This window comes from Rhodoblastus sp. (assembly GCF_052145335.1).
GTDB lineage: Bacteria > Pseudomonadota > Alphaproteobacteria > Rhizobiales > Beijerinckiaceae > Rhodoblastus.
On record NZ_JBKQOU010000069.1, the window covers coordinates 1 to 3,678 of the forward strand.

General features: G+C 61.3%; 4 protein-coding genes. 1 reads left to right on the forward strand and 3 read right to left on the reverse strand.

Annotated elements, in window-relative coordinates; genetic code table 11:
- Window positions 1–554: aminotransferase class I/II-fold pyridoxal phosphate-dependent enzyme (locus tag ACLP2E_RS04950; RefSeq protein WP_442465315.1), on the forward strand; the 554-nt coding region annotated here is incomplete at its 5' end.
- Here ACLP2E_RS04950 and ACLP2E_RS04955 read toward each other — a convergent pair.
- The 3 genes from ACLP2E_RS04955 to ACLP2E_RS04965 all read right to left on the reverse strand — a co-directional run.
- On the reverse strand, window positions 544–1,452 hold the full coding sequence (locus tag ACLP2E_RS04955) for an SPFH domain-containing protein (protein WP_442463910.1): 909 nt from the start codon (window positions 1,450–1,452) through the stop codon (window positions 544–546). The genes ACLP2E_RS04950 and ACLP2E_RS04955 overlap by 11 nt on opposite strands.
- 54 nt (window positions 1,453–1,506) lie before the next feature.
- Window positions 1,507–1,878 (reverse strand): phage holin family protein, encoded by a 372-nt coding sequence (locus ACLP2E_RS04960; RefSeq protein ID WP_442463909.1) that lies wholly within the window; start codon window positions 1,876–1,878, stop codon window positions 1,507–1,509.
- Between the two features lie 294 nt (window positions 1,879–2,172).
- Window positions 2,173–3,678: 2-isopropylmalate synthase (locus tag ACLP2E_RS04965; protein ID WP_442465316.1), on the reverse strand; the 1,506-nt coding region annotated here is incomplete at its 5' end.

Genomic DNA, 3,678 nt, shown 5'->3' on the forward strand with positions numbered 1-3,678 from the left:
CTTTGGCGCAAAAAATGGCGGCGCGGAACGGCTTGCTGATCGTCGATGAGGCCTTCATGGATCTGCTGCCGCGCGAAAAAAGCTTGGCGCCGCATCTTCCCCTGCCCGGCCTGATCGTGCTGCGTTCCTTCGGCAAGACTTTTGGGCTGGCCGGACTGCGCCTCGGCTTCGCGCTTTGCGGGCCGGATGAGGCCAGGAAATTACGGGCGGCGCTCGGCCCGTGGGCGGTGAGCGGCGCAGCGGTGGAAATCGGCATCAAAGCCTACGAGGATCGCGACTGGCTGACGGAAAGCGCCGCGCGGCTGGAACGGGACGCCGCCCGCCTCGACGCCCTTTTGCGCGCCACGGGTTTTGAAATCCTGGGTGGCGCGCCCCTGTTCCGGCTGGCGCGCCATGCGGAAGCGCCGAAAATATTCGAACGTCTCGGCGCTGGCGGCGTCTTGACCCGCCCCTTTTCGGCAAAGCCCGACTGGCTGCGCTTCGGCATTCCCCATCGCGACCGGGATTTTGTTCGGCTGGCGAAAATCCTGTCGGGCGAAAATTTCAGCGCTTGATCGATTCCACCGCCGCCAGCGACTGGATGATCTGTTCGGAAATATCATGCACCGCGCCGGGCGAGTGCGACAGGAACAAGGTGTTGGTCTTGTCCGCTTCGCCGATCGACTTCAGCGTGTCGAAATATTGCGTCACCAGCACCAGCTGCATTACTTCCTTGGCGCTGGTGTCGCCGAGCGCTCGCTGAAATCCCTCGATCGAATCGCGCAGACCCTCGATGATCGCGCGGCGCTGGTTGGCTATGCCCTGACCCTGCAGCGCCTTGCTCTCGGCTTCGGCCTCGGCCTTTTTCACCACCAGGATTTTTTCCGCCTCGCCGCGCGCATTGGCCGCCACCTGTTCGCGCTGCGCGGCGTTGATGTCGTTCATCGCCGCCTTGACCTTCACGTCGGGGACAATGTCGGTCACCAGCACGTTGACGATCTCGTAGCCGAAGCCCGACATGTCGACGTCCAGCTCCTGTTTCACCGCCGCGGCTATGCTCGCCTGGCTGGCGAAAACCTCGTCGAGCGTCATGCCCGGCACATGGCCGAGCACCACCTGTTCGACATAGGCCTGAATCTGCGACTGGGGATTGGAGAGGCTGTAAAAGGCGGCGGAGACTTTTTCCGGCCGCACCCGCGTCTGCACCGAGATCGGAATGGTGACGAAGACATTGTCGCGGGTCTTGGTCTCCATGGTCAGGGCGATCTGGTTGACGCGCAGGCTCATCCTGCCGGAGACGGCTTCGATGAACGGAACTTTCCAGTTCAGTCCGGCGTCGGCGCTGCGCACGAAGCGGCCAAAACGGGTGATGATGGCGGATTCCGCCGTCTGCACCGTGAAGAAACTGCCGAATATCGTGGCGAGGACAAGGAAAAGCAGGAAGGCGACAATAGTTGAAAACAAAACTTCCATGACAGGCCCGCCTTAAAAAGAACAGCTGCAATCTTGACCGTGGCGGGAAAAAAATCAACGGCGGACGACGTAAACCTCGTAGCCGGAGGGGCCAACCAGCCAGGATATGACCCAGGAAGTCAGGCTGACCACCACGGAGGTCAGGATCGCCGGCCACAGGCCTTCGACGTGAAAACCCGGAAGGAAATGCGCGACCAGCTGGATCATCAGCCCGTTGATGATCAGAAGGAACAGGCCGAGCGTCAGCAGGGTGATCGGAAAGGTGAGAAAAACCAGGACTGGCCGCACAGTGGCGTTAACCAATCCAAGAAATAACGCCGCCCAGATCAGGGTCTCGGTCGTGGCGAAGGATATGCCCGAAACGATGCGCGACGCGACCCAAAGGCCGATGCCGACAACCACGGCGCGGATAAGAAAACCGGTCATTGCGTACCTCCAATTCCCCGCTTAGCTGGTTATCGCAACGCTTTTATGCAACGCCGTCGCGTTCAAAAGCTTGACAACATATTAATGCCCTACCCCAAACAGGGGGTTGCGGCGAAGATACAACCGGCGCATTGTATCGGATGTGGATACGGGTTTTCCGGCCACGATTTCATCGCTAGCCATTTAGAGTGGCCGACCGGATTTTTTATTGCCGGGGGCGCCGCCGCCGGAAGGGGAATTTCTCATCCCAATGCGGATGAAAATTTGCCCGCCGGCGGCGGTTGGCGCCGCGCCTCAAACAGCCGCTATCGCTTCCAATGGCCCCCTTCCACGGCGGGCCATGACCTTGTTGAGCGCCGCGACATAAGCGCGAGCCGAAGCGACCAGCGTGTCCGGATCGGCGCCCTTGCCGGCGACGACATCGCCCTTTTCCGACAGCCGCACCGACACTTCCGCCTGCGCGTCGGTGCCCTCGGTGACGGCATGGACCTGGAACAGCTCCAACTTGGCGTCATGCGGCGCCAAGGCGTGGATGGCGTTGAAGATCGCATCGACCGGACCATTGCCTGTCGCCTGGTGGGTCTGCTGGACGCCATCGATTTCCAAAGTCAGCGCCGCCGATTGCGGCCCCTTGGTGCCGGCGATGACCGTCAGGGCGACGACCTTGATCCTCTCATGCGAGGAGACGATTTCATCGTCCACCAGGGCGGCGATGTCCTCGTCGTAGACGATTTTCTTGCGGTCGGCCAAATCCTTGAAGCGGTTGAACGCCACTTCCAGCCCGTTCTCGCCCAGGTCGTAGCCCAATTCCTTCAGCTTTTCTTTAAATGCATGGCGGCCGGAATGCTTGCCCATCACCAGCGAGGTCTTCGACACGCCGACCGATTCCGGCGTCATGATCTCGTAGGTATGGGCGTTTTTCAGCATGCCGTCCTGGTGGATGCCGCTCTCGTGGGCAAAGGCGTTCCGGCCGACAATGGCCTTGTTATATTGCACCGGGAATGACGTGACCGCCGAAACCAGCCTTGAGGCCCGCGTCAGCATTTTCGTCTCGATCCGGTTGGTATAGGGCAGCACGTCGGAGCGGGTGCGCATCGCCATGACGATTTCTTCCAGCGCCGCATTGCCGGCGCGCTCGCCAATGCCATTGACCGTGCATTCGATCTGCCGCGCGCCGCCCATCACGCCGGCGATGGAATTGGCCACCGCCATGCCGAGATCGTCGTGGCAATGGACCGAGAAAATCGCCTTGTCGGCGTTCGGCACGCGCGAGCGCACCATTTCGAACAGAGCGCGATATTCGCCGGGCGTGGTGTACCCGACGGTGTCGGGAATATTGATCGTGGTCGCCCCGGCGTTGATCGCGGTCTCGACCGCCCGGCACAGGAAATCATGCTCGGTGCGGGTGCCGTCCTCCGCCGACCATTCGACGAATTCGACGTGGTTTCTGGCCCGCGACACCGAGGAGGCGATCAATTCCAGCACTTTTTCCGGCGTCATTTGCAGCTTGTATTGCATATGGACCGGCGAGGTGGAGATGAAGGTGTGGATGCGCGGGATTTTCGCGTGGCGAACCGCCTCGGCGCAGCGGTCGATATCTTTCGAAGCAGCCCGCGACAGGCCGGCGACGGAGGCGTTTTTGACCCGGCGGGCGACTTCCGACACCGATTCGAAATCGCCCTGCGAGGCGATGGGAAAGCCGGCCTCGATGATATCGACGCCCAGGGCGTCCAGAATGTCGGCGACCTCCAGCTTTTCTTCGAAAGACATCGAGGCGCCGGGGCATTGCTCGCCATCGCG